This is a genomic window from Gemmobacter caeruleus, from assembly GCF_008271655.1.
Classification (GTDB): Bacteria; Pseudomonadota; Alphaproteobacteria; order Rhodobacterales; family Rhodobacteraceae; genus Gemmobacter; species Gemmobacter caeruleus.
On record NZ_VKKX01000003.1, the window covers coordinates 19,794 to 45,545 of the forward strand.

General features: G+C 64.4%; 22 protein-coding genes and 1 pseudogene. 9 read left to right on the forward strand and 14 right to left on the reverse strand.

The window, feature by feature from the left end; all coding sequences use genetic code 11:
* Positions 1 to 51 precede the first annotated feature (51 nt).
* From FOA17_RS00830 to FOA17_RS00870, 9 genes are all read right to left on the reverse strand, one after another.
* Entirely contained in the window at positions 52 to 681 is a 630-nt protein-coding gene (locus FOA17_RS00830) for a DUF6441 family protein (RefSeq protein WP_149139625.1), read from the reverse strand.
* A 4-nt stretch (positions 682 to 685) separates the two neighbouring features.
* Complete coding sequence (locus tag FOA17_RS00835) at positions 686 to 1,000, reverse strand: head-tail joining protein (RefSeq protein WP_149139626.1); 315 nt, start codon at positions 998 to 1,000, stop codon at positions 686 to 688.
* A gap of 12 nt (positions 1,001 to 1,012) precedes the next feature.
* Positions 1,013 to 2,038 (reverse strand): major capsid protein, encoded by a 1,026-nt coding sequence (locus FOA17_RS00840; RefSeq protein WP_074556081.1) that lies wholly within the window; start codon positions 2,036 to 2,038, stop codon positions 1,013 to 1,015.
* Between the two features lie 26 nt (positions 2,039 to 2,064).
* Positions 2,065 to 2,445: a head decoration protein gene (locus tag FOA17_RS00845; RefSeq protein ID WP_149139627.1), complete on the reverse strand. Its 381-nt coding sequence runs from the start codon at positions 2,443 to 2,445 to the stop codon at positions 2,065 to 2,067.
* Positions 2,446 to 2,513: 68 nt separating this feature from the next.
* On the reverse strand, positions 2,514 to 3,824 hold the full coding sequence (locus FOA17_RS00850) for a S49 family peptidase (protein WP_149139628.1): 1,311 nt from the start codon (positions 3,822 to 3,824) through the stop codon (positions 2,514 to 2,516).
* Positions 3,824 to 5,335, reverse strand: coding sequence for a phage portal protein (locus FOA17_RS00855; protein WP_149139629.1), 1,512 nt, complete (start codon positions 5,333 to 5,335; stop codon positions 3,824 to 3,826). Before FOA17_RS00855 ends, FOA17_RS00850 begins: the two co-directional genes overlap by 1 nt.
* Before the next feature lie 3 nt (positions 5,336 to 5,338).
* Positions 5,339 to 5,551 carry a phage head-tail joining protein gene (locus tag FOA17_RS00860; RefSeq protein WP_149139630.1) on the reverse strand — a complete coding sequence of 71 codons (213 nt, stop codon included), beginning with the start codon at positions 5,549 to 5,551 and terminating at the stop codon, positions 5,339 to 5,341.
* Complete coding sequence (locus FOA17_RS00865; protein ID WP_149139631.1) at positions 5,551 to 7,602, reverse strand: phage terminase large subunit family protein; 2,052 nt, start codon at positions 7,600 to 7,602, stop codon at positions 5,551 to 5,553. Before FOA17_RS00865 ends, FOA17_RS00860 begins: the two co-directional genes overlap by 1 nt.
* Entirely contained in the window at positions 7,550 to 8,086 is a 537-nt protein-coding gene (locus FOA17_RS00870) for a hypothetical protein (protein WP_149139632.1), read from the reverse strand. Before FOA17_RS00870 ends, FOA17_RS00865 begins: the two co-directional genes overlap by 53 nt.
* A gap of 122 nt (positions 8,087 to 8,208) precedes the next feature.
* Here FOA17_RS00870 and FOA17_RS00875 point away from each other — a divergent pair, with 122 nt between their 5' ends.
* The 5 genes from FOA17_RS00875 to FOA17_RS00895 all read left to right on the forward strand — a co-directional run bounded on the left by FOA17_RS00875 (position 8,209) and on the right by FOA17_RS00895 (position 10,767).
* Positions 8,209 to 8,403 carry a DUF6900 domain-containing protein gene (locus FOA17_RS00875; protein ID WP_149139633.1) on the forward strand — a complete coding sequence of 65 codons (195 nt, stop codon included), beginning with the start codon at positions 8,209 to 8,211 and terminating at the stop codon, positions 8,401 to 8,403.
* A gap of 14 nt (positions 8,404 to 8,417) precedes the next feature.
* Positions 8,418 to 8,639 (forward strand): hypothetical protein, encoded by a 222-nt coding sequence (locus FOA17_RS00880; protein WP_201744254.1) that lies wholly within the window; start codon positions 8,418 to 8,420, stop codon positions 8,637 to 8,639.
* A 111-nt stretch (positions 8,640 to 8,750) separates the two neighbouring features.
* Positions 8,751 to 8,978, forward strand: coding sequence for a hypothetical protein (locus FOA17_RS00885; protein WP_149139653.1), 228 nt, complete (start codon positions 8,751 to 8,753; stop codon positions 8,976 to 8,978).
* 95 nt (positions 8,979 to 9,073) lie between these two features.
* Positions 9,074 to 9,631 (forward strand): DUF3489 domain-containing protein, encoded by a 558-nt coding sequence (locus tag FOA17_RS00890; RefSeq protein WP_149139634.1) that lies wholly within the window; start codon positions 9,074 to 9,076, stop codon positions 9,629 to 9,631.
* A gap of 194 nt (positions 9,632 to 9,825) precedes the next feature.
* The gene (locus FOA17_RS00895) at positions 9,826 to 10,767 is read left to right on the forward strand and encodes a hypothetical protein (RefSeq protein WP_203232240.1); all 942 of its coding nucleotides are present in this window, start codon (positions 9,826 to 9,828) and stop codon (positions 10,765 to 10,767) included.
* Here FOA17_RS00895 and FOA17_RS00900 read toward each other — a convergent pair.
* Both FOA17_RS00900 and FOA17_RS00905 read right to left on the reverse strand, forming a co-directional pair.
* Complete coding sequence (locus FOA17_RS00900; RefSeq protein ID WP_149139636.1) at positions 10,711 to 12,078, reverse strand: site-specific DNA-methyltransferase; 1,368 nt, start codon at positions 12,076 to 12,078, stop codon at positions 10,711 to 10,713. The genes FOA17_RS00895 and FOA17_RS00900 overlap by 57 nt on opposite strands.
* Complete coding sequence (locus FOA17_RS00905; protein WP_149139637.1) at positions 12,075 to 13,337, reverse strand: site-specific DNA-methyltransferase; 1,263 nt, start codon at positions 13,335 to 13,337, stop codon at positions 12,075 to 12,077. Before FOA17_RS00905 ends, FOA17_RS00900 begins: the two co-directional genes overlap by 4 nt.
* A 599-nt stretch (positions 13,338 to 13,936) precedes the next feature.
* Between FOA17_RS00905 and FOA17_RS00910 the strand changes: the two genes are divergently transcribed.
* The 4 genes from FOA17_RS00910 to FOA17_RS00925 are packed head-to-tail and all read left to right on the forward strand — an operon-like array spanning position 13,937 to position 23,941.
* Positions 13,937 to 17,446, forward strand: a complete 3,510-nt coding sequence (locus tag FOA17_RS00910; RefSeq protein WP_149139638.1) for a helicase-related protein — start codon at positions 13,937 to 13,939, stop codon at positions 17,444 to 17,446.
* A complete protein-coding gene (locus tag FOA17_RS00915; protein ID WP_149139639.1) occupies positions 17,443 to 17,850 on the forward strand; it encodes a hypothetical protein in 408 nt (135 codons plus the stop codon). The genes FOA17_RS00910 and FOA17_RS00915 overlap by 4 nt, the downstream gene beginning before the upstream one ends.
* Positions 17,847 to 20,627 carry a DUF1156 domain-containing protein gene (locus FOA17_RS00920; RefSeq protein ID WP_149139640.1) on the forward strand — a complete coding sequence of 927 codons (2,781 nt, stop codon included), beginning with the start codon at positions 17,847 to 17,849 and terminating at the stop codon, positions 20,625 to 20,627. The genes FOA17_RS00915 and FOA17_RS00920 overlap by 4 nt, the downstream gene beginning before the upstream one ends.
* Positions 20,628 to 20,638: 11 nt before the next feature.
* On the forward strand, positions 20,639 to 23,941 hold the full coding sequence (locus tag FOA17_RS00925; protein WP_149139641.1) for a DUF499 domain-containing protein: 3,303 nt from the start codon (positions 20,639 to 20,641) through the stop codon (positions 23,939 to 23,941).
* Between the two features lie 15 nt (positions 23,942 to 23,956).
* On the opposite strand, the gene FOA17_RS00930 is transcribed toward FOA17_RS00925, so the two are convergent.
* The 3 genes and pseudogenes from FOA17_RS00930 to FOA17_RS19995 form a co-directional block, all read right to left on the reverse strand.
* Positions 23,957 to 24,631, reverse strand: a complete 675-nt coding sequence (locus FOA17_RS00930; protein ID WP_149139642.1) for a hypothetical protein — start codon at positions 24,629 to 24,631, stop codon at positions 23,957 to 23,959.
* Positions 24,628 to 25,236 carry a DNA methyltransferase gene (locus tag FOA17_RS19990; protein ID WP_238991681.1) on the reverse strand — a complete coding sequence of 203 codons (609 nt, stop codon included), beginning with the start codon at positions 25,234 to 25,236 and terminating at the stop codon, positions 24,628 to 24,630. The genes FOA17_RS00930 and FOA17_RS19990 overlap by 4 nt, the downstream gene beginning before the upstream one ends.
* 43 nt (positions 25,237 to 25,279) lie before the next feature.
* Positions 25,280 to 25,747 (reverse strand): annotated as a pseudogene (locus FOA17_RS19995) (DNA cytosine methyltransferase); the annotation flags it as partial.
* Between the last annotated feature and the right edge of the window lie 5 nt (positions 25,748 to 25,752).

Consider the following 25,752-nt stretch of genomic DNA (forward strand, 5'->3'; position numbering starts at 1 on the left):
GCGTATCATTGGCAATATATGCCAATCGGTCTTCCGTGTCGACAAGCCCCGTCAAGATCGTGTTTCAACCCACCCTGCCACGATCCGCCCCGGCACGCCATCGATGGCCCGCTCGGCATCCCGCGCCAGATCCAGTCGCTTGCGCAGCTTGACCTGCGGCACGAGGAGGAAGATCGGCACAGTGGTCAGCCCGCGACCGGTCTTCGCGCGGGATGCCACGGCGCGCCCTTTGCTGTTCAACCGCCCCTCGGCCACCAGCAGGCTCGGGCCGCGGCGGCGGTAGATCAACCGCAGGCGCAGCCCCGTGCGGCGTTCCCATTCGCCGGGGGTAATGCGGCCGCCGCGGGTGGACTTGCCTGCGGCGGCGGTGGGAATCGCCAGCCAGAAGCCGTTGCGCGACCGGATCAGCGGCCCCGTGTCATGCGCGCCGACGATCACCGGGGCATTCGACCAGACCAGCGCCGCGGCGTTCAGGCTTTCGCCGCCCTTGGGATAGGTGGCCAGCCGGATCGAGTTGCCGAGCCGGGTGCCGAGCCCCGCGCCGGTGATCTGGCCGCGCCAGGCGGATTTGAGGCCCGCGCCCGCCTCGCGCATGGCGATGGTGACGGCCTTTTCCCCGGCAGCGATTTCCACCTGCATCAGGGCGGCGAGGTCAGGATCGATGGTGAGCTTCAGTTTCATCGGATCACGCCGGGCGCAGGTCGAGGGTCCAGATCAGCCGTTCCCGGTCGCGCAGGGGTTCTCCCTGGATGACATGGCTGTCGGCACCGATGACGATCATGTCGCCCGGGCGCGGGGCAGGCAGGTCGGCCACACGCACGTCGACCACCGTCGTGTCGCTGACGAAGCGCCCCGCGCCGAAGTCGGTGAGGCGGTCGGGTGCGCGGCGGATGATGCGGATCGGGCGTTCCTCGGAGGTGGTGGCCGAGATCCAGAGGGCCGGAACCGCCATGTCAGCCTGGGTGAAGATGCGGTCCATGGCAGCGGCAAAGACGGACATGGGTCGTGTCCATCAGTTCGACGTGTGCAGGCGGATCGCCAGCCGGGGCCGCTTGTTGACCGGCAGGATCGAGGCCTCGGTCATGACGTCGATCCAGCGACCCTTCTCGTCCAGATGCTGGCGGGCATAGAGCGGCAGGCCGATGGTGTTGGCGGTTTCCAGGAGGTTCGCCGGGCCGCCATAGGTCGTGAAGGTGTCCATCGTGCCGAGCGGGAAAGCGATCCCTTCGTTCGCCGGGACCAGCCGTTCGGTCGCCTTGGTCGAGAGGGTGACTGTGCCCGAGTATTCCTCGAACAGGATGCCGCCGAAGGGGAAGTTGCGGCGGACATCCTCGCGCAGGGGCTGCGCGCCGGTCGAGGCGTAGAACTTGTAGGCCTCTTCCGTCTTCGGATGCGCGATCAGCTTGTCGAAGAACTCCCGGCTGACCAGCGCATGGACGCTGGTCATCGCCTCGCCCAGCAGATTGTCCTCGATGGCGCGCAGCACCTCGCGGACCTTGCCTTGCACGTTGGTGCCTGCGGTGCCCAGCACGAAGTCCACCGAGATCTGCGCCAGGCCGAATTCCGTGAAGTAGTTGTAGAGGGTCGTCCCGGCCCCGTCCTTCACGATGCCGCGCAGCGCATTCATTTCCATGTATTCGCGGGTCTGGGCGTGCTTCCGGCGCATCAGCAGCAGCTTGCGGTTCATCACCTCGACGAGGGGATCGGCAGCATCGAACGCGCCGCCCAGCGCGGGCTGTCCCTGGATGTCGGCAGGCAGGACCACGTCGTCATGCGGGATCCACGGCAGGGCGAAGGACCGCATGGACCGGCCTTCCCGGGTGCCGACCGTGGCGGGTCCGCCAAGGGGGACGGAGGGAAGGAGGCTCAGGACGCCTTCGTATTGCTCGATGATGACCGAGCGCTGGCTGACCCCTTCGAAGCGGAAGAGGCCGATCTGGGCGAGGCGGGTGTAGAGGTTGGGCAGGATGTTGATGGCCTGCGTCATCTCGGCCAGCGAGTAACCGCCAGCGTCGAAGGGATTGCGGACGAGGGTCATGGGGATGCTCCGGGGGATGAGGGGGATCAGACGCCGTCGCGGGCGATGATGCCTGCGGCGGCCAGCTGGCTGATCTTGGTGGTGATCTTCGCCGCGTCATCGACGGTGGCGTCGTAGGCGAGGCCAGCGCGCGAGACGATGGCCGGGCCGCGGGCGACAACAATGCCGGTGGCGTCCGCCAGCGTGGCATCGACGGCATAGAGCAGGACGGCCGAGGCAGTCTGCGCGCCATCGGTGCCGCCGCTGGTTGCCAGCTTGTATTTGCCACTGGCGGTGATGCGGCCGAGGACGGCGCCCACGGGATAGGGCATGCCCGCGAGCACGGTGATCACCTCGCGGGTGTAGTTCGGGTTGACCTCATATTTGAGGACATCGCCCATGCTGGGCGGTTCCGTCAGGACGGGCATGGTTCAGACTCCAGGATGTTGGGGAAAGGGGGCGCCCAACGCGGGCGCGGTAGTGGTGGGCGCAGTGATCAGCGCGAGGCGGCGGCCGATTTCTTCGCGGCCGCCACGATGGGGCTTTCCTTCGCGCCAGCCGCCGGGGCGGAGGCGATGATGCCCGCGGCATCACTGCGGGCGGCGAGATCGGCCAGGACCTTGGTGCGCAGGGCTTCCGGCTTCACGCCCTTTGCGACCGCATCGGCGGCGTCGATCTGGATGCCGAGCCGGGCGGCCTGCGCGCAGACCTGAGCGACCTCGGCCGCTTCGGCCCTGATCGCTTCGGGCGACATGTCGGCCGCCGCGGTTTGCGGCGGTGCGACTGCCGCGGGCGCGGCCGGTTCCGGCGGGGTAGCGGCCGTGGGCTGCGCATGGTCTTCGGGGGCGGTGGTCATCATCGGGCCCTTTCCTTTGGGGGTGGATGTGAGGGTGGATGTGCCGCGGGGTGCGGCGGCGAAAGCGCGGAAGGCGGTGACGGGATCGGCGACCTCGTCGGCGAGACCGGCGAAGATCGCCGCCTCGCCGCGGAAGACGGCGGCCTCAGTGGCGAGCGCCTGAAGCGTGTCGAGGCGGCGGCCGCGCCCTTCGGCGACGGTCTCGGCGAAGAGTTGGCGGAGGTCTTCCAGCTCGCCCGCGATCCGGGCGCGGACGGCCTCAGGCAGCGGCTGATACGGGTTCGCATCGACCTTGCGGGCCCCGGCATGGATCAGCGTGACGGCAATGCCCTTCTGGTCGAGCGCCCCGCTCATGTCGCTGTGCATGGCCACGACACCGATGCTGCCAACGGCGCCGGTGCGGGGCAGGATGATCCGGTCGGCCTGTGAGGCCAGCGCATAGGCGGCCGAGAGGGCGTGATCGGCGACGAAAGCCTGCACAGGCTTGACCTGACGCGCTGCGCGGATGCGATCCGCCAGATCGAAGGCACCGGCCACCTCGCCCCCAAAGCTGTCGATGTCGAGGGCAATGCCGCGGATGGCGGGATCGGTGACGGCCGCCTGCAGCTGGGCCGCGATCCCTTCATAGGAGGTCAGACCGGAGGATTGCCCGATCCAGGCCCCGCGATGCACCAGCGTGCCAGCGATCTCGATCACCGCGATCCCGTCGACGACCGCGAAGGGCTGGCCGCCGTTGCGCGCCTGGCGGCTGGTCAGGTCGTCGCCGAAGAGAGAGGCGCGCGCGGGCAGGCTGGCCGCATCCCGATCTATGGCCGCAATCTCCAGCCCCTCGACGCTGATTTCCCGCCCAACGATCCGGGGGCCAAGCCCGGTCAGGAAGGCCAGCGCCTTTGCGGGATCGACCATCAGCGGTGTGTTGAAGACTCGCTGGGCGATCTGGGTGTGGTGCATCATGCGTCCTCCGCAGGCCTTGGTTCCCGGTTCTCGCCGTCGTCATCCTGATTGCTGCCGTCCTGCCGATTTTCCTGCTGGCCCTCGGCATCACCCGGCCCAGTGCCGCCACCCGCCGCCTGCGCGGGCGACCCCGGCCGCCGGAAGTCCAGACCCAGTTCCGCCTCGCGTTTCCGTTCCGCAGCAATTTCCCGGTCGACCTGCTCGGCGTCGTATCCCCGCTCGGCGATGGCCTGTGTGCGAGATTTCAGGCCCGCCTCGATCTGCAGGATCTCGGCCGCGGCATCCTTGGCCGGGTCGATCCAGTCCCATTTCGTGGGAAGCCAGTCGCAGGCGAGGTAAGCGCGCCGGTCGCTGGCATAGCCCGGCAGGTCGATGGCGCCCGCCAGTACGGCCATATCCATCCAGCGGGTCCAGACCGCGCGGCAGAGCTGATAGACCATAACCGAATGCTGGAAGGCCGAGATGCGGCGGCGAAAGTCGACAAGCGCGATCCGGGTGTTCGAGAAGTTCCCCTTCGCCGTGTCACCGGTCAGATACCCATAGGGCACGCCCAGCGCGGCGCCGATCTGAAGGAGTGTGCGGTACTGGAAGGGCTCATAGGTGGACCCGGAATCCGGCGTCGAGGGCGTGGTGACATCCTCGCCCGGGTCAAGGCGCACCACCTGACCGGGTTCGACCTCGAGATCGTCTTCGGCCGGATCGAGGGCAGTTTCCGGAGCGGGGGAGGTGATGAACATGGCAAACATCGCCGCGGTTTTCTTCCGCTCCAGTTCCGCGTCGTCGTAGAGATCGAGGGTGAACAGCTTCACCACGGCCGCGGCGAAGCGCGATACGCCGCGCAGCTGCCCCGCCTCGACGGGGTCCAGGATGTGGATCACCTCCGAGGCTGGAACCCTGACGGTTTCGCCGATGAGCCCCGGATCGGTCATGTCGCCCGGATGGCGGCGCAGGAAGTGGTAGGCCACGCGCCGCCCGATCCCGTCGAACTCGATCCCCTGCCGGATCGATCCCGCGCCGGGCAGCACGCGGGTCATGTCCTGGGGCAGCATTTCCGAGGGGAGCATCTGCAGCTGCATCGGCACCGTCAGCCCGTCTTCCGACCGCCGCGTGCGGATGCGCAGGAAGACCTCGCCCGCCAGGAACACCTCGCGCGCGGCCCGCCGCTGCAGGCCGAAGAAATCGGTCAGACCCTCGGCATCGGCCTCGTCGGTCCAGGCGAGCCAGAGCTTCTGCAGCTCCTCCTTCTTCCCTGCATCCGCGATCTTCGAGGACGGTTTGATTCCGTCGCCGACGACATGGTTCGCGAAGGCGTCGACGGCGTTCGCGGCATAGCCGTTGTTGCGCACCAGCCAGCGCGCCCGGGCGGTGATCGTCTCGCCGGAAGCGGCGATCAGCGTGTTCACATGCGAGCGGGTGGCGCGGAACCCGCGCATGCGGCGGTGGGATTGTGCAGCGTCGAACCCACCGATGATGGACCCGAGCCGCGCGCGGAAGGCGTCGAAGACCATCGGTCACAGACCCTTCGTGGCGATTGTGCCCCAGCGGCGGCGACGGGGTGTGGCAGAGGCGGTAGCGATCCGGCCCTCCAGATCCCGGATCGCCGCTGCCAGTTCGGCGTCCGAGCCATAGGTCACGGTCTTGCCATCGTAGCTGACGCTGCGCAGCCCCGCGAAGCGGGCTTCCTGCAGCGCGGTCAGCAGGGCCTGCATGCGTTCCAGGTCCATCAGTCCCTCATGAAGTTCGGGGTGTAGGCTCGCCGTTTTCGGCGTGGCGTGGTCAGGGTTCCGGCCTTTGGCTGGGCCGGGTCTTGCGTGGCACTGTCGGTTGCGGTGGCCGTGGGCATGCGCGTTTCCACGCCCGCTTGCGCTTCCAGCCGCCGCCATGTCGCCTCGTCCCACCGGTCGGCGCCGAGGATCCACGCTGCGGCACGGGCGTAGACCCGGCAGTCCAGCGCCTCGTTCCGCTCGCGCATCTTCTGCCATTCCTGACGGGCATAGCCGCGCTTGTTGCGGATCGTGACCAGTTGCTCGGCCACCAGCTGCTTCAGCCATTCGGTGTCCGCCCAGCCGGGCAGGTGGATCGTGCCGGGAGCGTCGAGCACTCCGGTGGCGCGGTCCTCATCCGACGGGCGCTCGATCCGCAGGAACCGGTAGGTCTCTGCCTTGAAGGTCGCCGTTGCCACCGACCAGAGCCGCGCGCCGCGGCGCAGGCGTTTCCCGCCGATGGTCGCATCGACATATGTCGGCCCCGAGACCGGCGCTGACCGGTTGAAGCCCTCAAGCCCCTTCAGCGGCGCTACCTGTTCGAACCCGACCTTGCGCGACCAGGCATAGACCGCCGCAGCCTCGTAGCCAGTGTCGATGCCAAGCCGTGCTACCGTCATGAAGGCGCCGTTGGCATGTTGCCAGCTGCGCCCGAGCAGGGCGGTGAGCTTGTCCCATGCGGCCGGATCATCAGGCCCGCCCGGGATGACGATGTGATCGACGAGCCAGCTTTCCATGCCCCGGCCCCAGGCCCAGATGTCGACTTCGATCCGGTCCCTCTGGACGTCGGCCCCGGCGGTCAGGAACAGCCCCGCCACAGGCACGGTGCCCGGCTTCCAAGCCTCCCGCCGATCCGCCAACCGCTGCCATTCCGGCGCGTCGCCGCTTTCGACCCATGTTTCGCCCAGAAGCGTGTTGCGCGCGGCGCGCAGCGTCTCGTCCGACCCTTGGGCCGCCAGCCACTCCCGCGCGACGTCGGACCAGCTTTTCCAGCCCAAGGGCGAATAGAGCGCCGAAAGGTGGAAGCCGATGGCCTTCGGATCCCTGGAGACCGCAGTCGCCCGCCACTCCCCGCGGGCCAGCATCTCGGTCTTGTGGTGCTCGGCGATGGGCCTCTCGCAGCCCGCGCAGTGATAGGCGGCGGTTTCCGGCTTCCCCGTGGCCCAGCGCAGCCGGTCGAACTGCAGCCACTGCATGGTGCTGCAGTGGGGGCAGGGTACAAAGTAGCGCCGCTGGTCCGATGCCTCGAATTCCCGCTCGATCCGCGACAACCCCCGGATCGTGGGCGTCGAGACCATGAACACCTTGCGCCGGTGCGAGAAGGTCGTCGTCCGCGCTTCCGCCAGCGTGACCGGATCGCCCTCTTCGTCGGCCGAGGCCGGATAGGCGTCGACCTCGTCGAGGAAGACATAGCGCGCAGGCATCGACCGCAGGCCGGTCGCCGAATTCGCCCCGGTCAGCACCAGAATGCCGCCTGGAAACTCCTTCGACAGCATCGAATTCCCGGCATCACGCGACCGGGCCGGGTTCACCCGTTCGCGCAGCGCCGGGCTGTCCGCGATCAGTGGATCAAGACGGCCGCGTGAGGTGCGCTTGGCCAGTTCGAGGCTCGGCAGAACCGCCAGCATCGGCCCCGGGGCGTGATGGATCACGAAACCGATCCAGTTGTTGCCCGCTTCCGTGGCCCCGACCTGCGCTGCCTTCATGAAGGTGATGCGCTGGGCGGGATGGCCGGGCGACAGCGCATCCATGATCTCGCGCAGATAGGGTGCGCGGGCGGTGCGATACCGCCCCGGCTCGGCCGCGCCGCGCGACGACAGCCAGCGATGTTGATCCGCCCATTCTGACACCGTCAGGTCCGGGTCGGGGCGCAGCCCCTGTCGCCAGACCCGGAGCAGGTCTTCGGCCCCGTCGAAGCCGAGGTCGAGACCCGCGGTCAGGTCGTTGTTGTCATCCTCATCATGCAAGCGAGACCCGGAGGTCGGCGAGGGCGTCGAGCTGTTCGCGGACATGGGCTTCCAGCACCCTCTGCATGATCGCGGTCTCGATCGTCACCGATGCCCCGGATTGCCGTTCCACCTCCGCCATGATCTGCGCCGCCATCAGCGCGGCCACCCGTCCGGGCCAGGTCACCCAGACATCCCGTTCCTGCCGCGCGAGGCGGAACACCAGCGTTTCCGCCCGCGCGCGGTCGACCAGCGCGCCCTTCTTCTTCTGGACCGCCAGCTGGCGTTCTTGCGCAGCATAGACCGTCAGCAGCGTGCGCGCCTTGATGTAGGACGAGGTCTCGCCCGCACCACTGGCCAACCCATCCCCACCCAAGGACCGGCGCTGCTGGTCGGGGTCCGTCATCTCCGCCCGCCGCACGTCCGAGGCCGCGGCGTTGATCGACCCGTCGTTGAAAACCACCAGCCGCCCGTTCTTGCGCGCCTTTTGCACCCCGCCGCGGGACAGGCCGGAATGCGCGGCGTACTCGCGTTCGCTCATGCCCTTCATGGCGCTGTGAAGCCTATCAAGATATTGAAAATAAACAGGAAAAGACGATCATTCCCGTTGATTGTCTCCCCCTCCGGAGCGATTCTGCGATCAGGAACTCACCCTGGATCGGAGGCCAAACCATGACCAAAACTGCCAAACCCACCCCCAACGCGCCCGAGGCGCTGATGCTCGACATCGCGAAGCGCCACTTCTTCGTCGAGACGCTGGATACCTGGAACAGCGACGGGTTGGATTTCCACGACGTCGCCGTCTGGTCGATCCGCGCCGCCCTGATTGAGGCCTATTCCGCGGGTCTTGCCGCGGCCCGGCGCTGAGGGGGGTCAAAGACATGACCATGGCCATCACCACCATCCGCATCGACTATTCTGCCCTTCCCGAGGGGTTCGACCTGAGCCGCCCGGACGCCATCGCCGAGGTCATCGAGCAAGCGCTGCGCGAGAGCGGGATCCCGGCCGAGGCATCCGACGTCCTGTCGCACCTCAAGATCGAACTGCCGACTGCCCAGCTTGGCGCCGCCAGCCGCGCGCTGGCCGAGATGCGGCTGATCTGACCGGAGCGATCAGAAAGCACTGATATTGCTCCGATTTGCCTACGATCATTCGCCCGACAGAGCGATGGTGTTCGCACCGGAACGATGCAACTCACCGAAGGACGCCCCGCCATGACCATCCGCCGCGCCACCGACAATTCCAAAGCCCTCGACGCCTTCATCGCCGCCAAGGCCGAGATCGACGTGATGCTGGAGCGCCTGAAGGCCCTCAGCGACGACCACTTCGAGACCCACCCCGACGAGATTCATTGGGGGCATGTTGGCACGCTGAAGCACTATGCGGGCCTGCTGCGCCAGATTACCGACAGCGCCTTCAAGGAAGGCGAACACGCCGCCTGACGCGCCCACACGGCGCGATGGCCGCCCCGTCCGACGACGGGGCTTGCCTCCGTAGAAGGCGCGCACACCGCGCGCCCACAGCCACGGAGGCCGCGATGACCACCCCGTCCGATACCCAATCCCTGATCCTGTCCCGAGCTGCGACCCGGCCCGGCAATCTCGCCCTGCCGCTGCCCGAGGGGCTGGTCGGCGCCGCCGCCAAGATGGTCGTCGGCAAGATGATCGCCCGCGGCTGGCTCGAGGAGGTCGAGGCCAACCTGCGCCGCAGCGAGCCGATGTGGCGCGAGACCGGCGACGGCCACGGCACCACGCTGATTGCGACCGAGGCTGGGCTCGAGGCCATCGGGATCGAGCCGCTCGCGGCCAGCGCTGTCGCCAGTGCGCGAAAGGTGAAGCCGAAACCGGTGCAGATGCCCGACGACACCGATGCCGCGAAGCCAGTCGCGATCCGCGCTGGCACCAAGCAGGCGCAGATCATCGCCATGCTCCAGCGCCCCGATGGCGCAACGGTCGCGGAGATGGTCGAGGCCACCGGATGGCTGGCGCATACCGTCCGCGGCTGCATCTCTGGCGCCCTGAAAAAGAAGCTGGGTCTGCCCATCGCCGCCGAGAAGGTCGAAGGCAGGGGGACGGTGTATAGGCTGCCCAGCTGAGCCTTCAATGAATGCCACACTGCGCCGCCGCCCCACCCGGGTGGCGGTCCTTCGTTGCCATGACCGAAGTTTATTGTTGCCCGCCAAGCATTTCTTCTGTGTACCTGCGACACGGACATAGCTTTAGGTAGATTGGGTATCGGGGTATCATCCTCAGATGATTGCTGCGCTATTGTGCATCTTTTCCGGTATAGATGTCGCCGCGGCTGCTGACTGAAGAGGTTAGAATGGGTAGAGCTAAGCAGCTGATGTTGGAGATGGAGGAAGCCCAATGGGAGGAGGCCGATGTCTCTTTCTGTTGTCCGAACTGCGAATACGACGTGGATGGAACCACCAGCTTGCCTGTTGTCTACGAACACGGTGGCGAAGAGCATCTGCCAATAAGCATTCGTTGCTTTAGCTGTAATTCAAGCTTCGATGGATGGGTTAAGACCGACTGGTTCACATGCGAGATTGAACTCGATGAACATCCAGATGTAGTTGTCAAAGCTAATTCGGCGCGCGGTTCGACCAGTGACTATGAAGAATATGATCATGATTATTTTGAGTGGCTCGAGCAACAAGAGCTCTCTTCTAGGCCAATACTGAAGGCCTTTCTACGGACGATCGATGATGTCGCCGCATTGGCCTCTGAGATATCTTTGGAGCCGAAACCTCAGATGCTAGCGCGAATGCTGTTGGCGCAGAGTGTCACTGCTCTCGAGGTTTTCTTGTCTGACACTTTGATACTGGCAGTTCTGAGTCACAAAGCGGTCCAAGAGAAGTTGCTTCGGTCAAAGAGCCTCGAGATTGGAACCAAGCAGTTCAAGTTGACGGACGCTTTCGGCGTGGAAGATTTTGCAAAGGAAAAGTTGCTAGAACATCTGCGATCAATTTCCTTTCACAATATCACCAAGGTTTCAAACCTTTATCAAATTGGAATGGGCGTAACCATTTTGCCTGAGGGTGATGCCGCAGATATAATTCAAGAAGCGATCAAGATACGCCACGACTGTGTCCATAGAAACGGAAAGAACCAAGAAACTGGTGAGTTGAATGTTGTCACTCAAGAATCGTTACATGACTTGACCGATACGCTTTCAAGGATGGTCAGGTTCGTGGATGATCAGGTGAGAGCTTTTGATACCAGATCTTGATGCCTTCCGCCCCGTCGCCATCTCCCACCGCCGCACGGCGACATCGCAATAGGCAGGGTCCAGTTCGACCGCGCAGCAGCGCCGTCCGGTGCGTTCGGCGGCGATCAGCTGCGTGCCGGAGCCGCAGAAGGGTTCGAACACGAGGTCGCCGGGATCGGTGAAGGCCTCCAGCACCGCCTCGACCAGCGCCACGGGGAACACGGCCGGGTGGGATCCGGCGGCGCCCAAGCCCCCTTTGTGGCGCATGATGCGGAACACGCTGTCCGGGATGCGGTGGCTCTGGATCTCGTTGCCGTAGCCGGTCTTGCGATGAACCGTGCCGTCCGCCCCGCGCAGGCCGCCGCCGCCGAGGGTTTCGCCTGCGTGCTTGCTCTCCACGGTCTTGTTCGGCTTCCGCGGCTGGCGGTTGAAGTGGAAAATGAACTCGTGCGACGGAGCCAGCCGCCCATTCCAGTCGCCCGGCAGGCCGGGCCCCTGGTCCCAGACATACCAGCCGAACCGCCGCCAGCCCTGCGTCCGCATCCAGTCGACCCAGCCCTGCCAGTACGGGACCCACTCACCGTCCCGATGGACGAGGCCGAGGTTCACCAGAAGCTGGGCATCGGCGGTGACGGGCGCTGCGGAAAAGACGCCCTGCATCAGCGCATCCCAATCGCCGACCTTCTCCTTCGCCGCGCCATAGTCGCGCTGCTGGGCGTAGGGCGGGGAGGTGAACATCAGCGCGGCCTGCGCGCCGTCCATCAGTCGCGCCACCACGGCGGGGTTGGTCGCATCGCCGCAGATCAGCCGGTGATCGCCCAGCGCCCAGATATCGCCCAGCCGGGTGATCGGCTCGGCCGGGGCCTCGGGGATCGTGTCGGCGGCGTCATCGTCGATGGGCGCGCGGTCGTCGGCATCGTTCAGCAGCGCGTCCAGTTCGTCCTCGGGGATGCCGATCAGCCCGAGGTCGAAGTCCTCGGCCATCAGCCCGCGCAGTTCCTCAAGCAGAAGCGCCTCGTCCCACCCGCCCAGTTCGGTCAGCTTGTTGTCGGCGATCCGGTAGGCCCGGCGCTGCGCCTCGGTCAGATGGCCCAGCACGATGACTGGCGCCTCTGCCAGCCCGAGCTGGGCTGCGGCCAGGATGCGGCCATGGCCTGCAATCAGTTCCCCATCGGCGGCGACAAGGCAAGGGACCGTCCAGCCGAATTCGGCCATGCTGGCGGCGATTTTCGTGACCTGATCAGAATCATGGGTCTTGGCGTTGCGGGCATAGGGGCGGAGGCGGGCCAGCGGCCAATGCTCGATCCGGCCGGGCAGGAGGGGCGCGTTCATGCTGCGAGCCGCTTCGCCTTGAGCACGGCGAAGGTCTCGCCGGTTTCCGCCAGAACAGCCTCCTGACCGGTGAAGGACTGCCAGCGCTCGATGGCGACATCGACATAGGCCGGGTTCAGTTCCACGCCGAGGCAGACCCGGCCCGTGGTTTCGGCCGCGATCAGCGTCGTGCCCGAACCCATGAACGGTTCATAGACAGCCTGACCGGGGCTGGAGTTGTTCAGGATCGGGCGGCGCATGCATTCCACCGGCTTCTGCGTGCCGTGCACCGTGTCAGCGTCCTGATCCCGGTTGGCGATGGCCCAAAGCGTCGTCTGCTTGCGGTCCCCTGCCCAGTGACCCTTGCCCTTGGCACGCACCGCATACCAGCAGGGTTCGTGCTGCCAGTGGTAATCGCCCCGGCTGAGCACCAGCCGGTCCTTGGCCCAGATGATCTGCGACCGGATGGCGAAGCCAGCGGCCACCAGGCTGTCCGCCACGGTGGCGGCATGCAACGCCCCGTGCCAGACATAAGCGACGTCGCCCGGGAACAGTGCCCAAGCCTCGCGCCAGTCGGCCCGGTCGTCGTTCAGCACCTTGCCGGTGCGTTTGGTCTTGGCCGCGCCCGCCTGGTTGCGCCAGGAGGGATCGTACTCCACGCCATAGGGTGGATCGGTGACCATCAACAGGGGGCGCACATCGCCCAGCAGCCGCCCGACCACATCGGCCGCGGTGCTGTCGCCGCAGATCAGCCGGTGCGCGCCCAGCAGCCACAAGTCGCCTGGCACCGACACCGGCGTGACCGGCAGGTCCGGAACATCGTCCTCGCCGTCGACCGGGCCATCGCCGCCCAGCGCCTCCGAATCCCGCAGCAGGGCGTCCAGATCTTCATCGCTGATGCCCAGGAGCGAAAGGTCGAAATCCTCGGCCAAGAGCCCAGCGATCTCGTCGCGCAGCAGGGCTTCGTCCCATTCGCCGAGCTCCGTGAGCTTGTTGTCGGCGATCCGGTACGCCCGGCGTTCCGCCTCGTCGAGATGGCTGAGCCGGATCACCGGCACCTCGGTCAGCCCCAGCATCGCGGCCGCCAGGACCCGGCCATGCCCGGCGATCAGCTCGCCGTCGTCGGCCACCATGCAAGGCACGGTCCAGCCGAACTTCGCCATGCTGGCGGCGATCTTGGCGACCTGGTCGTCGCCATGCATCTTGGCATTGCGGGCATAGGGGCGCAGCCGGGCAATCGGCCAGGTTTCGATCTGGCTCGGCGCGAAGACGAGGTCCATGGGATGGGGCTCGGGATGTGGGGGAGGGAAATGAAAAGCGCCCGCGAGGGGGGTCCTCCGGGCGCAATGCTTCGATGATCAAGGGGTAGGTCAATGGGGGCAGGTCTGTCAACCCGAAAAGTGAAGCGGATTCAACGGCTTCTAATGAATTGGCGTTCCGGGGTGGCTTCCGGCCACCTGGCTTCCCCGGAGGTGGCTTCCCTGGCTTCCCGCCGGGGATCCACCGTGGCCAGATCGTGATTCCGCAAGCCGCTGATCTGACTCAAGATTTTCGGCTCCGGGTCGCAAGGTGGCTTCCGCCTGGCTTCCCCGGTGAAAATGCCTCACGCTAGCGAACCGCCGCGCTGCGCCCCCCCGCATACGTTCAGGGCCGGGGAGGAACCAGAGAAGGGGGGAGGGTGCACGATCGGTGGGTTGAGAGGCGTGGTCAGCCTCCAGATCGTCGGCTTTCGGCGGCGGTCGCCGCTTGTTCCCGGATGCATCGGCGTCTAACGTCCATCTGATAGAAATTGCTGGGCTTTCAGGCTGTTTGGCCATGCGTTTCGAGTAGACTGGAGTGCTGCACCGATTCGATCCCGGTGCAAGTGGGCGGAGGGAAGATGACGGTTCTGGAAGATATCAAGAATGGCGCTCAATTGCGTGGCGTCGTTCCAGGCCAGCCCGTCGAGGTTGTTACTGTCGAGTGGATTGGGGATCAGGCAATAAACCTTGTCTATCGCGTGCCCGGTGGCGGTGTTGCTGAAACAACCCTGTATCGTGATGATCAGGCCCGAATTGAACTGGATGCCCGCGGCCGGGCATGGTCCTTCGATGCCGATGGTGATCTCTTGCGCCTTGTCACTGAGGCCAATCGGATAAAGCTAGCGCATTACTTCGACCCCTATCTCGCCATTCATACCAGCCTGGTTGATCCGCTTCCTCACCAGATTTCTGCCGTCTATGGCGAAATGCTGCCGCGCCAGCCGTTGCGTTTTCTTCTGGCCGACGATCCGGGTGCTGGCAAAACCATCATGGCAGGATTGTTGATCAAGGAATTGATCGCCCGCAGCGATCTGGAACGGTGCCTCGTCGTGGCCCCCGGTAGCCTGGTTGAGCAGTGGCAGGATGAACTTGGAGAGAAATTCGGGCTGGAATTCGATATCCTGACCCGTGACATGATCGAAAACTCCCGGTCCGGAAATCCGTTCAGCGACCGCAATCGACTGATCGCCCGGCTTGATGTTCTGGCTCGGAATGAGGAACTGCAGGACAAGCTGGCACAGGCGGCGGAGTGGGATCTGATCATCTGTGACGAAGCCCACCGCATGTCCGCGACCTATTTCGGTGGTGAAGCCAAGTATACCAAGCGGTATCGCGTCGGTCAGAAACTCGGCGAATCCTGCCGCCACCTGCTTCTGATGTCGGCGACCCCTCACAATGGGCATGAGCAAGATTTCCAGCTGTTCATGGCGCTGCTGGATGGTGACCGGTTCGAGGGTCGGTTCCGTGATGGCGTGCATTACGCGGATACCGCCGACATGATGCGGCGCCTGACGAAAGAAGAACTGCTGCGCTTCGATGGCCGCCCGCTCTTCCCGGAGCGCCGTGCCTATACCGTCAAGTACGAACTGTCGCCTGAAGAGGCCGCGCTTTACGCTGCCGTGACCGAGTACGTCCGCAACGAGATGAACCGGGTCCAGCGCTTTGCGGCCGAGGATGGTAAGAAACGGAACAACGTCGGCTTTGCCCTTCAAATCCTACAGCGCCGCCTCGCATCCTCACCGGCCGCGATCTACCAGTCCCTGAAAAGGCGGCGCGAACGGCTGGAAGCTGAACTAGCCGAGGCGCGCCTGATGGTCCGCGGCAAGAGATCCGGTTTCGATACCCCGGACGTGCCGGATGACGCCCTGCAGAACCTGGAGGAACTTGGCCAGGACGAGATCGACGACATCGAGGATCGGATTTCCACGACCGCGACCACGGCCGAAACCGTCGATCAGCTCGCCCTTGAGGTCGAAACGCTGCAAGGCCTTGAACGAATGGCGCTGGGCGTTCTCAGCTCTGGCCAAGACACCAAGTGGTCGCAGCTGAACCGCATCCTCGATGATGAGCTGATGGTCGACTCGCACGGCAACCGCCGCAAGCTGATCATCTTCACCGAGCCGAAGGACACCCTCTACTACCTGCATGATCGCGTAAGGTCGCGTCTTGGCCGCGCCGATGCGGTCGAGGTGATCCATGGCGGCGTATCCCGCGAGGATCGGAGGAAGATTGTCGAGCGGTTCATGCAGGACCGTGACATGCTGGTGTTGATCGCGAACGACGCGGCTGGTGAAGGTGTTAACCTCCAGCGTGGCCACCTGATGGTGAACTACGACCTCCCCTGGAACCCGAACAAGATTGAGCAGCGGTTCGGCCGTATCCACCGGATCGGCCAGACCGAGGTCTGCCATCTCTGGAACCTTGTCGCGGCCGACACGCGCGAGGGTGAGGTCTACGCCCGGCTTCTGGAAAAGCTGGAAGCAGCACGCGAGGCGCTAGGTGGTCGGGTCTATGACGTCCTCGGCGAGCTGTTCGACGGCACGGCGCTGAAGGATCTGTTGTTCGAGGCGATCCAGTATGGCGAGCAACCCGATGTGAAGGCCCGGCTATTCCAGGCCGTCGATGGTGCAGTCGATCAGCAGCACCTGCTCGATCTTCTAGCCCGTCGGGCGCTGACCAATGACACGATGCCTGCCGCCAAGGTGCAGGAAATCCGCATCGACATGGAACGCGCTGAGGCCCAGCGCCTGCAGCCGCACCATATCCAGAGCTTCTTCGTCGAGGCGTTCAAGCGCCTCGGTGGTCAGATCAAGCCGCGGGAAGAGGGGCGGTGGGAGATCACCCATGTCCCGGTCAGCATCCGCGAACGTGACCGGCAGATTGGGACAGGGTCTCCGGTTCAGAAGAAGTATGAACGCATCTGCTTCGAGAAGGGCAAGGTGAACCAGCAGCCCGTGGCAACGTTCGTCTGCCCTGGCCACCCATTGCTTGAAGCTGTCATCAGCATTGTGCGCGAACAGTACGACCACCTGATGAAGCAGGGTGCGGTCATGGTCGACGAAACCGACCTCGGCCAGGACTTGTCTGCCATTTTCTTGCTGGAACACAGCGTCCAGGACGGCCGCCCAACCAGCACCGGCAAACCCCACATCATCTCGGAAAAGCTGCAGTTCGCTTCGATCGACAAGACAGGGAAAGCGGCGAATGCGGGGATCGCCCCCCACCTGAACCTTCGGCCTGCCACGGCAGAGGAAATCGCGCTGGTCTCCGACAAGCTGCACGAGGACTGGCTGCGGAACGACCTGGAAAAGGCGGCGATCCGCTTCGCCACCGTCGATCTCGCCCAGAGCCATGTGGCCGAAGTGAAGGCACGACGCCTGCCCGAGGTCGCCAAGGTCGAGCAGGAGGTAAAGGCCCGCCTGAAGAAGGAGATCAACTTCTGGGACAACCGCGCCGCCGAACTGCGCGAGGACGAAAAGGCTGGGAAGAAGACCCGCCTGAACTGGCAGAACGCAGAGCGCCGGGCCGAGGACTTAGCCGACCGTCTGAAACGCAGGATGGAGCTGCTGGAGAAGGAACGCTTCATCTCCGCCCAGCCGCCGCGAGTGCGGGGTGGCATGGTCGTCGTGCCGAAGGGGCTGCTGTTGGCGAAGGCTGCTGTTGCAGGCGGGGCCAAGGCCAGCGGCTTTGCCGAAGACGCGGAGGCCCGGCGGATCAGCGAATTGAAGGCCATGAAGGCGGTCATCAAGGCCGAGCGGGCGTTGGGCAACGAGCCGTCCGATGTGTCGGCGCAGAAGGTGGGCTACGACATCTCCTCGTTCGATCCCAAGTCTGGGCATCTGCGCTTCATCGAGGTCAAGGGCAGGATCGATGGTGCTGACACGGTCATGCTGACGCGACAGGAAATCATCACGTCTCTGCATGAACCCGGTAAATACATCCTGGCCATCGTTCAGATCGAGAGTGGCTACGCGCAGGAACCACGGTATGTGCGGGGCGCGCTGTCAGACCACGAACCCTCGTTCGAGCACACAGCCATCCAATTCAACTTGAAGCGCCTGCTGGAGCGGGCAGAGGTGCCCAATTGAGAATCGACAAAGCGCTGATCATCGATGAACCTTGGATCACCAAGATCATGAATGGCACCAAGATCTGGGAAATGCGCAGTACATCCGCAAAGCAGCGCGGCTGGATTGGCCTGATCAAGAAAGGCAGTGGCCATGTGGTTGGCGTCGCCAAAATGGTCGGAGCTGACGGGCCGCTATCTGATCAGAAGATGATCGACAACGTCGACAAGCATCATATTCCGTCCGACATCTTCCTTGCCGGAAAGTTCTCCAAGCATCGCCACGCGTGGATAATGTCCAGCGCAGTTCGCCTTCACCGGCCCGTCCGATACCAACACAAAAGCGGTGCTGTTATCTGGGTCGCTCTTGATCAACAAGTGACCGATGCCTTGGCAAACGATGAAGCGGTAAAGGCACTCGTATGACCCAACCCTACAAGAAGAAACTGATCGAAGTCGCCATCCCGCTTGAGGCCATCAACGCCGCCTCGGCGCGGGAGAAGTCGATCCGGCATGGGCACCCCAGCACCTTGCATCTGTGGTGGGCGCGGCGGCCATTGGCGGCATGTCGGGCGGTTTTGTTTGCGCAGCTGGTGGACGATCCCTCCAGCCACCCCGACCAGTTCCCCACCCATGAGGATCAGGAGCGCGAGCGGCAGCGGCTGTTTGCCATCATTGAGGACCTGGTGAAGTGGGAAAACTCGACCAACGAAGAGGTGCTGGAACGCGCGCGGGCGGAAATCCGGCGGTCGTGCGGTGGTGTGCTGCCGCCGGTCTATGACCCGTTTTCAGGCGGCGGGTCGATCCCGCTCGAGGCGCAGCGGCTGGGCCTGCCTGCCTATGGGTCCGACCTGAACCCGGTGGCGGTGATGATCGGCAAGGCGATGATCGAGATCCCGCCCAAGTTCAAGGACATGCCCCCCATCCACCCCGGCATCAAGGAGCGGTCGTTCTACCGCAACGCCGAAGGGCTGGCCGAGGATGTGAAATACTACGGCGAATGGATGCGCGAGAAGGCATGGGAGCGCATCGGGCATCTTTACCCGCAAGTGGACCTGCCGAAGGAGTATGGGGGCGGGAAAGGAACGGTCATCGCGTGGCTTTGGGCACGGACAGTTCCAAGCCCGGACCCCGCGTTTGCGGATGTGCAGGTCCCGTTGGTAAGTAGCTTTGACCTTTCCACCAAGAAGGGCGAAGAGGTTTGGATAAAGCCAGTCATCCGCGGAAAGGACTACCACTTTGAGATACGATCAAAGTCTTCTGGGCACATTTATGAAGAACAATCTGGCACGGTGAGCCGCGCCGGAGCCAAGTGCTTGGTCTCGGGCGCGGCAATGCCGTTCAAGTATGTTCGTGACATGGCCAAGAAGGGTGGGATGGGACAGCGGCTTATGGCTATCGTTGTCAGCGGACCAAAGGGCCGGTTCTTCCTCCCTCCAGATGAAACCCAAAGCGCACTGGCGCAGGCAATTCACCCAACCTACCGTCCTGACTTGAATATATCCCACTGGCCAGGCCGCACTAATGTTGTCGAATATGGGCTAACAAACTTTGGAGACCTTTTTACGAATAGGCAATTGGTCCTCCTGAGCACCCTGAGCGATCTTATTCATGAAGTGAGGGCGCGAGTTGAGAGCGATGCTGTCGCGAGCGGATTAGACAAAGACGAAGGAGGCCTAAATCAAGGGGGAGTTGGAGCAAGAGCCTATGCCGAAGCTGTTGGCGTCTATTTGGGCTTCGGTGTGAGCCGCTTGTCCGACATCCAAAACTCTTTGTGCAGATGGGAAACCTCCAAAACTCAAGTGCGAAATCTGTTCGGTCGGCAGGCTATCCCGATGATTTGGGATTTTGGCGAGAATAACGCTTTTGCGGATGCTGCCGGTGATTTTCGAACCAGTTTAGGTAGCATAGTTAAGGTAATTGACAGATTTTGCCCTGCGGCCACTGGATTCGAAGTAAATGCTGATGCGCAAACGGTAAAATACCCAAGTGGCACAGTTATTTCTACTGACCCACCATACTACGATAACATCGGCTATGCCGATCTCTCTGACTTCTTCTTTTGTTGGCTCAAACCAGCTTTAAGGGAGATTTATCCTGAGCTTTTTGCGGTCTTGGCCACGCCGAAAGGAGAGGAGTTGGTGGCTACTGCGCATCGACATGGCGGACGAGTCGCCGCGGAAGTCTTTTTTCTGGAGGGAATGAGTCGGGCGATTGCCGGGATGGCGACGCAGTCTTCAGACGATTATCCCGCAACGATCTACTACGCTTTCAAGCAAAGCGAAATTGACCAGGAAGGTATCAGCTCCACCGGTTGGGCCACATTTCTGCAAGCGGTGGTCGAAGCTGGCTATGCCGTCGTCGGAACATGGCCCATGCGCACCGAGATGGCAAACCGCATGATCGCTTCGGGCACCAACGCCCTCGCCAACTCGGTCGTCCTCGTCTGCCGCAAGAAGGAAGCCTCGGCCGAGGTCATCACCCGGGCAGAATTTATCCGCGCCCTGAAGCGCGAACTGCCCCCGGCCATCGGGGAGCTTCAGGCCGCCAACATCGCCCCGGCCGACATGCCGCAATCGGCTATCGGCCCCGGCATGGGCGTCTTCTCGCGCTACAAGGCGGTGCTGGAATCCGACGACAGCCCGATGACGGTGAAGGCCGCGCTGCAGCTGATCAACCGCGAGCTCGACGAATACCTTGGCGGCATCCAGGGCGAGTTCGACGCCGACACCCGTTTTGCCATCACCTGGTTCGAACAGAACGGGTTGAAGGCGGGCGACTATGGCACAGCGAACAACATCGCCACGGCGCGCGGCATCTCGGTCGAAAGCGTGAAGCATGCCGGGATCGTGGAAAGCGCCGCCGGAAAGGTGCGCATCCTGAAGCGTGACGAGATGGATGCGGAGTGGGAGCCGGATGCCGATGGCCACCTGACCGTCTGGGAATGCTGCCAGCATCTGGTGCGGCTGCACGAGAAATACGGGATCGGCTATGAGGCGGCGGTGATGTTGAAGAAGTTCGGCCCGAAGGCGGATGACGTGCGCGACCTGGCCTATGTGCTTTACAACATTTGCGAAAAGCGGGGCGACGCGAAGGAGGCGACCGCCTACAACGCGCTGATTGCGGACTGGACTGACCTGACCCGCGAAGCCGCCACCGCGCCGCTGACCAACCGAAGCGGTCAGATGAGATTTGAGGTTTAAGGGGTAGAGCCATGGCAAAAAGCACGCGCCAGTATGTGTTCGAGGGCATGGAATTGCTGCCCGAGGCGCTGATCCCCTTTGTCGAACGGCGGCTCGAAGCCTCGTTGCAGGGGCATTGGCAGGTTCAGGTTCTGGAGAAGATTCCGGGCCTGCGGCCGAACAGTCAGGGCAAGGTCGGTTGGGACCAGGCGGCGCTGCTCAACGCGATGGACCGCTTCTGGATGGAGGCGTTCAAGACCGTTCTGGGGCGGGCCGAGCGGTCGATCGTCAACGAGCTGGTCGATGTGCGCAACAAGCTGTCGCACAACGAGACCTTCACCTATGACGATGCAGAACGCGCGCTGGACAGCATGCGGCGGCTGATGGAGGCGATCAGCGCCTCGGACGTGGCGGACCAGCTGGGCAAGATGCGCGACACGATCCTGCGCACCAAGTTCACCGAATTGCAGCGCAACGAGGAGCGGAAGAAGAGCCAGCGGTCCGACATCTCGGTCGAGACGGTGGCGGGTCTGCTGCCGTGGCGCGAGGTGGTAGAGCCGCACCGGGACGTCGCGACGGGGGAGTTCCAGCAGGCCGAGTTCGCGGCCGACCTCGCCAAGGTGCACAACGGCAGCGCGCCGTCAGAATACCGCAACCCGACCGAGTTCTTCTCGCGCACCTACCTGACCTCCGGCCTGTCGACCCTGCTGATCGGCGCGGCGAAGCGGCTGTCTGGCACCGGCGGTGATCCGGTGGTGGAGTTGCAGACGAACTTCGGGGGCGGCAAGACCCACTCGATGCTGGCGCTCTACCACATGGCGGGCGGTACGCCGGTCGAGGATTTGCCGGGGCTTGACCAGCTGTTGTCGCGTGAAGGGCTGTCTGTGCCGGGCAAGGTGAACCGGGCGGTGCTGGTGGGCACGTCCTACGGGCCTTCGGATGCGGCCAAGCGGCAGAAGGATTACGGGCGGCCGATCCGCACGACCTGGGGGGAACTGGCGTTCCAGCTTGGGGGCGAGGCGGGCTATGCGCTGGTGGCCGAGAACGACGCCAACGGCATTGCGCCAGGGTCAAACCTGCTGGAAGAGCTGTTCCGGCAATGCGCGCCATCGCTGATCCTGATCGATGAATGGGTCGCCTACCTGCGCCAGATCTACAAGGTGGAAGGACTGCCGTCGGGCTCGTTCGACTCAAACCTGTCCTTCGTGCAGTCGCTGACCGAGGCGGTGAAGGCCAGCCCCGGAACGCTGCTGGTGGCATCGCTGCCCGCGTCGCAGATCGAGGTCGGCGGGGAAGGTGGCCAGGAGGCGCTGTCGCGCCTGAAGCAGACCTTCAGCCGGGTCGAGACCGGCTGGCGCCCGGCCGACCAGGAGGAAAGCTACGAGATCGTCCGTCGGCGGCTGTTCAAGGAAATCCCGGGCGACAAGTTCCACCATCGCGACAACACCTTGAAGCAGTTCGCGAAGATGTATCGCGACAGCCCGAACGAGTTTCCGCAGAACTGCGAGGGTGAGGACTATCGCCGGAAGCTGGAGAAGGCGTATCCGATCCACCCGGAGTTGTTCGATCAGCTCTACACCAGCTGGGGTTCACTGGAGAAATTCCAGCGCACCCGTGGCGTGCTGCGGTTGATGGCTCAGGTGATCCACGAGTTGTGGATGAACAATGACCCCTCGGTGATGATCATGCCGGGCAGCGTTTCCATCAGCTCGGCGCGCGTCGAACCCGAATTGCTGCATTACCTCGACGTCTCGTGGCAGTCGATCATCGCGGGCGACGTCGATGGGCCGAACTCGACGCCCTACCGGATTGACCAATCCGCCCCGAACCTTAACCGCTACTCGGCCACCCGCCGTGTGGCTCGGGCGATCTTCATGGGAACCGCGCCGACCCATGGGCAAGACAACAAGGGCCTCGATGATCGCCAGATCAATCTTGGCGTGGTTCAACCCGGTGAACGTCCCGCCATCTTCGGCGATGCCCTCCGCCGTCTCGCGAACAACGCCAGGTTCATGCATGGCGATCTCGGCCGATATTGGTATTCGATGTCTGCCAGTCTGAATCGGTTGGCGGCCGACCGGGCCGGGCAGATTGAAGAGCCGCTGGTCCTGCTGGAAATCGACAAAGCGCTGGCGACCTACATCAACGGTTTGGGCGACCGCGGGCATTTCGACACCGTGCAGGTCGCGCCCAGCAGTTCTGCAGACGTTCCCGACGAAGCCGGTGGCGTTCGTGCCGTCGTGCTTGGCGTCGCTCACCCGCACACCGGCCGCGAGAACTCCGATGCCATGGCAGAGGCCAAGGATATTCTGCTTCAGCGCGGCTCTACACCGCGGGTCTATCGGAACATGCTCGTCTTCCTCGCGGCGGAGTCACGCCAGCTCGACGGGCTGAAGGAGGCCATGCGCTCGTCCCTTGCCTGGGCGGGGATCGTCAAGGACACGGATAGGCTGAACCTCACCCAGCGCGACAGCGCGCTGGCCAAGGCCAAAGTTGCCGAGGCGGCCGAGACGGTAAAGACGCGGCTCAAGGAGACCTGGTGCTACCTCCTGTATCCGATGCAGGATGGTGCGCAGGCTGATGTCGAATGGATCGCGTCGAAGGTTCCGGCTCAGGATGGACTTCTGTCCCGTGCCAGTAAGAAACTGGCCAGCGACGAGGGCTTGCTGCCGGAGCTTGGTCCGGCTCGCCTCGACCGCGAACTGCAGAAGTACATCTGGAATGGAAAAGGCCATCTGTCGCTCAGGGATCTCTGGGAATACCTGAACCGCTACATCTACCTGCCACGGGTCAAGGATCGGAACGTCCTGATCAAGGCCGTGCGCGCGGCTGTCGGCGCAATGGTGCCTGGTCCATTCGCCTATGCGGAACGATGGGACGAGAAGAGCGGCCGCTACATCGGCCTCGTTCTGCAGAATGCCGCGAATGCCCCGGTGGTCATCGACTCCGACAGCGTGATCGTGAAGCCAGAGGTGGCGGAAAAGCAGGCGCTCGAAACCGCAGCGGCCGCTGTCGCGCCATCGGAACCGGCGCAGACACCGACGAAAGCTGCAGCAGAACAGACCGGCCTGAAGCCAACGGCAGCTGTTGTGCAGCCCGAACGTGATCCGACGCGGTTCATCGGGACGGTCATGATCTCCGCAGACCGGCCAGCACACGAGATGCGTCAGATCGTAGAGGCGATTATCGAGCAGCTTACTGTGCTGCCCGGCAGCGAGGTGACACTGAAGCTCGAGATCGATGCCGAGGTTCCAAATGGCCTCGACCGAAGCAAAGTGCGCACTTTGCTCGAGAACGCGAATACGCTGGGGTTCATAGACAAAGTGATCAAGTGATTGAATGCGTGACGGTCATCGACCGTCACGCGATTTCCACGGCCGCGCCTTCGGCATCACCGCCGTCACCTCGACCTCGCGCAGCATCCCGCCCGCGATCAGTCCCTCACGGATCCAGCCCAGCGCCTGCCACCAATCGTCATATCCGCGTCGGGCGGCCTCGATCTGCTGCGGGTGGGGGGAGAACGTGACCGGGCAGGCCAGGAGGTCGACGGTCTTCCATGTGGCACGCGCGCCCGCGCCACGCACGCGGATGCGCTCTGTGCCCACGACGATGGCGCCCGCATGCGTGCCGTGCTGGTTCTGCTTGACGATGGTCGGCACGCATCGCGGGACGGCGCCGGGCATCCAGTCCGGGGTCAGCCCGGCGCGGGCCAGTTCGGCGACGCGGATCGCCATGCGCTTGCCACCGAGGCTGTCAGGGATCCCGGCGACGGTGGCCGCGATCACCTCGGCGTCCTCGTGGGTGTAGCCGCCGATCTTGTGCTGTCCGCCGTCGATCTTGCAGCCCAGCACGGCGCGCTGCAGCAGGACGTATTCCAGGCCAAAGCCGAAGCCCTCCTCGGTGACGTCGGGTGGAAGGGGCAGTTCCAGCTGCGCCTGTTCAACCCGGAACGCCCATTCCAGCGCGGCCTGCACGCCCAGCGCGCGCTTCACCCTGGTGCCGCTGACGCGGCCGTGGAAACTCATGGCTGCAATCCTTCAAGGAAATCCATCTGCGCCGGGCGCTGGGCGGCATCCATCGGCCGCCAGATCCACGGGCCCGAGGCCATGGGCAGCTGCGAGAGAGCGCCACGCATGTGCTGCTGCCAGAGGGTTCGAGCGGGCGAACGCCATGGTTCGAGAGAGCCCGCGAGGTCCGTTGCCGAGCAGTCGCAGAGAGCGTGCCCGATGGGCCAGCCCATCAGCCATCCGACGAAGAGCGGGTTCAGCCGCCGCCGCGACCGGCTCTTCAGGATTCGCCGCGAGACGACGCGCCCATGCGAGGCAATCATCGAAGCCCAGAGCGGGCGCGAGATCGGGGCGTGCGGCAAGGACCGCGGCCCATCCGGCAAGGTCACTGGGGCCGGGCGGGTGAAGCCCTGCTCCGCCCGGTAGTGCAGCAGGTCCATCCGGGACTTGCCGTCGGTGCGGGTGATGCTGGCCTCGGAACTGCCCTTCCAGTTCTGCGCTGCCGGAGTCGGCCACTGGTTCGGCAGGGCCTTCGCGATGCCCAGCGCCAGCGCCTCGGCCTTGCGGGTGAAGTCGCTGTTCCCGGCCGGGTTGTAGTGGCCGGTGCCGGGGTGCAGGCTCATCGGTGTGGGCCAGGATGAAGATCCGCAGCCGCTCGTGCGGCGCGCCGACTTCTGCCGCCGAGAACAGGCCCGCCGCAGGCGTGTAGCCCATGCCCCAAAGCTCTCGCAGGACGGTCTCAAGCCCGAGGGTGACGTGACCGGCGACGTTTTCGAGGAAGACCCATTCCGGGCGGCACTCGCCGATGACCCGCGCGACATCGGGCCAGAGGTGGCGAGGATCATCGGCGCCGCCGCGTTTCCCGGCCGCGCTGAAGGGCTGGCAAGGGTATCCGGCGAGGACGGTGTCGAAGGCGCCGCGGAATGGCCGGGCGTCGAAGCTGCGCAGGTCGGTCCAGATCGGGGCCGGGTCGAAGTATCCGGCGCGCTGGGCGGCGATGAGGACCGCCCTTGGCCAGTCCTCCCATTCGACGAAGGCGCGGGTGTGATAGCCGGGCTCGGCGAGCATGAGGCCCAGATCAAGGCCTCCGCCGCCTGCGCAGAGGGACAGTCCGTGCCGGGGACGTGACACCATGCCAT

Coding starts and splice junctions, on each gene's coding strand:
- FOA17_RS00840 (WP_074556081.1), bottom strand. CDS start 2,038: ATGACCCTCGTCCGCAATCCCTTCGACGCTGGCGGTTACTCGCTGGCC.
- FOA17_RS00880 (WP_201744254.1), top strand. CDS start 8,418: ATGACCATGGCCATCACCACCATCCGCATCGACTATTCTGCCCTTCCC.
- FOA17_RS00875 (WP_149139633.1), top strand. CDS start 8,209: ATGACCAAAACTGCCAAACCCACCCCCAACGCGCCCGAGGCGCTGATG.
- FOA17_RS00930 (WP_149139642.1), bottom strand. CDS start 24,631: ATGAGTTTCCACGGCCGCGTCAGCGGCACCAGGGTGAAGCGCGCGCTG.
- FOA17_RS00870 (WP_149139632.1), bottom strand. CDS start 8,086: ATGAAGGGCATGAGCGAACGCGAGTACGCCGCGCATTCCGGCCTGTCC.
- FOA17_RS00890 (WP_149139634.1), top strand. CDS start 9,074: ATGACCACCCCGTCCGATACCCAATCCCTGATCCTGTCCCGAGCTGCG.
- FOA17_RS00830 (WP_149139625.1), bottom strand. CDS start 681: ATGAAACTGAAGCTCACCATCGATCCTGACCTCGCCGCCCTGATGCAG.
- FOA17_RS00860 (WP_149139630.1), bottom strand. CDS start 5,551: ATGGACCTGGAACGCATGCAGGCCCTGCTGACCGCGCTGCAGGAAGCC.
- FOA17_RS00905 (WP_149139637.1), bottom strand. CDS start 13,337: ATGGACCTCGTCTTCGCGCCGAGCCAGATCGAAACCTGGCCGATTGCC.
- FOA17_RS00895 (WP_203232240.1), top strand. CDS start 9,826: ATGTCGCCGCGGCTGCTGACTGAAGAGGTTAGAATGGGTAGAGCTAAG.
- FOA17_RS00920 (WP_149139640.1), top strand. CDS start 17,847: ATGACCCAACCCTACAAGAAGAAACTGATCGAAGTCGCCATCCCGCTT.
- FOA17_RS00925 (WP_149139641.1), top strand. CDS start 20,639: ATGGCAAAAAGCACGCGCCAGTATGTGTTCGAGGGCATGGAATTGCTG.
- FOA17_RS00900 (WP_149139636.1), bottom strand. CDS start 12,078: ATGAACGCGCCCCTCCTGCCCGGCCGGATCGAGCATTGGCCGCTGGCC.
- FOA17_RS00835 (WP_149139626.1), bottom strand. CDS start 1,000: ATGTCCGTCTTTGCCGCTGCCATGGACCGCATCTTCACCCAGGCTGAC.
- FOA17_RS00855 (WP_149139629.1), bottom strand. CDS start 5,335: ATGGTCTTCGACGCCTTCCGCGCGCGGCTCGGGTCCATCATCGGTGGG.
- FOA17_RS00845 (WP_149139627.1), bottom strand. CDS start 2,445: ATGCCCGTCCTGACGGAACCGCCCAGCATGGGCGATGTCCTCAAATAT.
- FOA17_RS19990 (WP_238991681.1), bottom strand. CDS start 25,236: ATGAGCCTGCACCCCGGCACCGGCCACTACAACCCGGCCGGGAACAGC.
- FOA17_RS00865 (WP_149139631.1), bottom strand. CDS start 7,602: ATGTCCGCGAACAGCTCGACGCCCTCGCCGACCTCCGGGTCTCGCTTG.
- FOA17_RS00850 (WP_149139628.1), bottom strand. CDS start 3,824: ATGCACCACACCCAGATCGCCCAGCGAGTCTTCAACACACCGCTGATG.
- FOA17_RS00885 (WP_149139653.1), top strand. CDS start 8,751: ATGACCATCCGCCGCGCCACCGACAATTCCAAAGCCCTCGACGCCTTC.
- FOA17_RS00910 (WP_149139638.1), top strand. CDS start 13,937: ATGACGGTTCTGGAAGATATCAAGAATGGCGCTCAATTGCGTGGCGTC.